This is a genomic window from Rhodovulum sp. PH10, assembly GCF_000293785.1.
Classification (GTDB): domain Bacteria; phylum Pseudomonadota; class Alphaproteobacteria; order Rhizobiales; family Xanthobacteraceae; genus Rhodoplanes.
This window is the reverse complement of record NZ_AKZI01000128.1, coordinates 1-3,502: the sequence shown is the minus strand read 5'-3', so window position 1 is coordinate 3,502 and position 3,502 is coordinate 1. Positions and strand designations below refer to the sequence as shown.

The 3,502-nt window shown below is 72.3% G+C and carries 2 protein-coding genes; both read left to right on the top strand.

All coding sequences use genetic code 11. The annotated features are described in order from the left end of the window. Positions 1 to 1,054 (top strand): YcjF family protein (locus A33M_RS18560; RefSeq protein ID WP_157223557.1); only part of this gene is annotated, 1,054 nt, incomplete at its 5' end. A 259-nt stretch (positions 1,055 to 1,313) separates the two neighbouring features. Then, positions 1,314 to 3,446 carry a hybrid sensor histidine kinase/response regulator gene (locus A33M_RS18555; protein WP_008390443.1) on the top strand — a complete coding sequence of 711 codons (2,133 nt, stop codon included), beginning with the start codon at positions 1,314 to 1,316 and terminating at the stop codon, positions 3,444 to 3,446. The last annotated feature ends 56 nt before the right edge of the window (positions 3,447 to 3,502 follow it).

Here is a 3,502-nt window from a genome sequence, read left to right as displayed (position 1 = left end):
GGTCGGGCCGCCCCCCGCCGCCGGGCCGCCGCCGCGCCGGCCGTTCGCCCGGCTGAAGACCGCCGCGCCGCCCCCGCCGCCGCCCGATCCGGTGGTCGCCGCCGCCGAGGCCGAGGCGGAGCTGCCGAAGCGCCTCGCCCCCGCCGGCCGGCCGGTGCCGTGGGCCACGCTGTTCTGGGGCGCCGCCGGCAGCCTCGTGGCGATCGCGATCGCCCTCTCGGTGGTCGACCTGGTCGCCGACATGTATTCGCGCTCGGGCTGGCTCGGCACCTTCGGCCTCTTGCTCGCCGCCACCGCCACGGTCGCCGCCGCCGTCATCGTCGGCCGCGAGGCGACCGGCCTGATGCGCCTGAAGGCGATCGACCATCTGCGCGGCCGCGCGGCGGAAGCGATCGTCAGCGACGACCGCAATGCCGGCCGTGCCGCGGTCGCCGAGCTGCTCACCGTGACGAGCCAGACCCCGGCGCTCGCCCAGCCGCGCCGGCGGGTGCAGTTCCACCTCAACGAGATCATCGACGGGCGCGACCTCGTCCATCTCGCCGAGCGCGAGCTGATGAACCCGCTCGACCAGGAGGCCCAGCGCCTCGTCACCAATGCGGCCAAGCGCGTCTCGGTGGTCACCGCGGTGAGCCCGCGGGCGGCGGTCGACATGATCTTCGTGCTGATCACCGCGCTCGGGCTGGTGCGCAAGCTGGCGCTGCTCTATGGCGGCCGGCCCGGCACGCTCGGCCTCGTCCGGCTGATGCGCCACGTGGTCGCCCATCTCGCGGTCACCGGCGGTCTGTCGGTGTCGGACGGGCTGGTGCAGCAGATGATCGGCCAGGGGCTCGCCGCCAAGGTGTCGGCGCGGCTCGGCGAGGGCGTGCTGAACGGCCTTCTGACCGCGCGGCTCGGCCTCGCGGCGATCGACGTCACCCGGCCGTTGCCGTTCTCGGCGCTGCGGCGCCCGAGCCTGCAGGACCTCGCCGGCGGTTTGATGCGCGGGGCCGACAAGACGGAGGCCGCGCCGGTCGATGCCGCGCCGGTGGCCGGCGTGCGCATTCCCGCCGAGTGATCGCCTCGAACGGGATCCTGCCGTCAGTCTGCATCCCCGCCGAGCGGTCGGCGGGGGATCCTCCGACGGTACGAGACGACAGGAACGCTCCCGAGCTCGGGGGCGTTTTTTTTCGAGCGTGCGCGCAGCGTGGCAACGCCGCGCGGGAAGCTGCTGTCTGGCTGGGAACTTTCGGCGCGGAGCGACGTTTTCGCTCGGCCCTCGTCGCGGGACGAGTCGCCCTCGGTCCCCAATTCCCCGTCTCGCGGAGCTCGGCCCGATGACCACCGCACGACGCGGGACATTGCGCATTCTCGGCGCTCTGATGGTCGGATCGCTGCTGGTTCCGGCGGCGCTGTTCGCCTATGCCGCATGGCGCGAGTACGACTCCGTCCACGAGATCGCCGACGACCGGATCGATCGCGCGGTCGACGTGCTGCACGAGCAGGCCCTCAAGGTCTTGAACTCGAGCGAGCTGGTGGCCGACGAGCTGATCGACACGGTGTCGGGCATGACCCCGGCGGAGATTCGCGCCGACGAGGACCGGCTGCAGGCGCGGCTGCATCGGATCACCACCCGGATGCCGCAGGTGCAGTCGATCTGGATCATCGGCCCGGACGGGGTGCCGCTGGTGACCAGCTACTTCGCCCCGGCGCCGCGCGCCGCCTCGCTCGCCGACCGCGAGTTCTTCCGCGCCCAGCTGGAGCACGGCGGCGGCACCTATATCAGCGCGGTCTTCACCCCGCGGCTGGTGAAGGGGCCGAGCTTCTTCGCGATGAGCCGGCGGATCACCCGGCCCGACGGCTCGTTCGGCGGCATCGTCGTCCTGTCGCACAAGCCGGAGGACTTCGAGAAGTTCTATGCCGAGCTCGCCCGCGGCCCCGGCGACTATTTCGCCCTGGCGCGCAAGGACGGTGCACTGCTGGCGCGCTATCCGGGCGGTGCGCCGCCCGACGCCCGGCTCGATCCCGGCAAGACCCCGTTCGTCTCCGCGCTCGAAGCCGATCCCGCCCGCGGCCTGTTCACCGCGGTGTCGCCGGTCGACGGCCGCGAGCGGCGGCTCGGCTACCGCCGGGTGGAGGGGTTCCCGGTCTATGTCCTGGCCGGCGTCGAGACGGCGACGATCCGCGCCGAATGGCTCGGCAGCATCGCGACGCACCTGGTGTTCGGCCTGCCGGCGACGCTGCTCCTGTTCCTGATCCTGTGGTACGCGCGCCACCGGACCATCGGCCTCTATGCCGAGGCCGACCGTCGCGCGGCGGCCGAGGCGGCGCTGCGCCACGGCCAGCGGCTGGAGGCGGTCGGCCGGCTCACCGGCGGGGTCGCGCACGACTTCAACAACCTCCTGATGGTGATTCTCGGCAGCGCCGAACGGCTGCGCCGCATGGTGGCGTCCGACAAGGAGCAGCGGCTGATCGAGATGGTGCTGACCGCGGCGCGCCGCGGCGAGACGCTGACCCGCCAGCTGTTGTCGTTCTCGCGCCAGCAGGCGGTGAGCCCGCACAGCATCGACCTCACGGCCCGCATCCCAGAGCTGTCCGAGCTGATCCGCCACTCGCTCGCAGAGGACATCTCTGTGACGATCGAGGTGCCCGGCGAGCCGCTGGCGGTGAAGGTCGACGCCGGCGAGTTCGAGGTCGCGGTGCTCAACATCTGCGTCAATGCCCGCGACGCGATGCCGAACGGTGGCCGGCTGGTGATCGGCGTCGCCGCCGAGACGCTCGACGACGCCCGCGCGATCGAGGATTTGCGCGGCGAGTTCGCCGCGATCTCGTTCGCCGACAGCGGCGACGGCATCCCGCCCGACCTGCTGCCGCGGGTGTTCGAGCCGTTCTTCACCACCAAGGAGCCGGGCAAGGGCACCGGGCTCGGCCTGAGCCAGGTCTACGGCTTCTGCCGCCAGGCCGGCGGCGCGGTGACGGTCGGAAGCCGGCCGGGCGAGGGCACGGTGGTGACGATGTATCTGCCGCGCGTCGCCTACGAGGTGGCGCAGGTGGAGCCGGCGCCGGTGCCGGAGACCACAGCTGCGGGCCGCAGCGTGCTGGTGGTGGAGGACAATCCTTCGGTCGCCGAGGTGTGCCGCTCGTTCCTCGATCAGCTCGGCTTCGGCGTCGCGATCGCCGCCTCGCCGAAGGAGGCGCTGACCATCCTCGACGCGGACGACGGCGAGAGCGACGATCGCTTCCACCTCGTGCTGTCCGACATCCTGATGCCGGGCGGAGCCTCGGGCCTCGACCTCGCCCGCGAGCTGCGCACCCGCCATCCCGGGCTGCCGGTGATCCTGATGACCGGCTTCAGCGACAAGGCCGCCGAGGTCGCCCGCGACGGCTTTCCGGTGCTGCGCAAGCCGTTCGATCTCGCCGCCCTGCAGCGCGAGCTGACGGTGGTGCTGACCGCCGGCAAGGCGGCGTGAGTTCGATGTGATACGGTTTCCGGCTGAACGGCTCGGGTTCTTACCCTCTCCCGTGG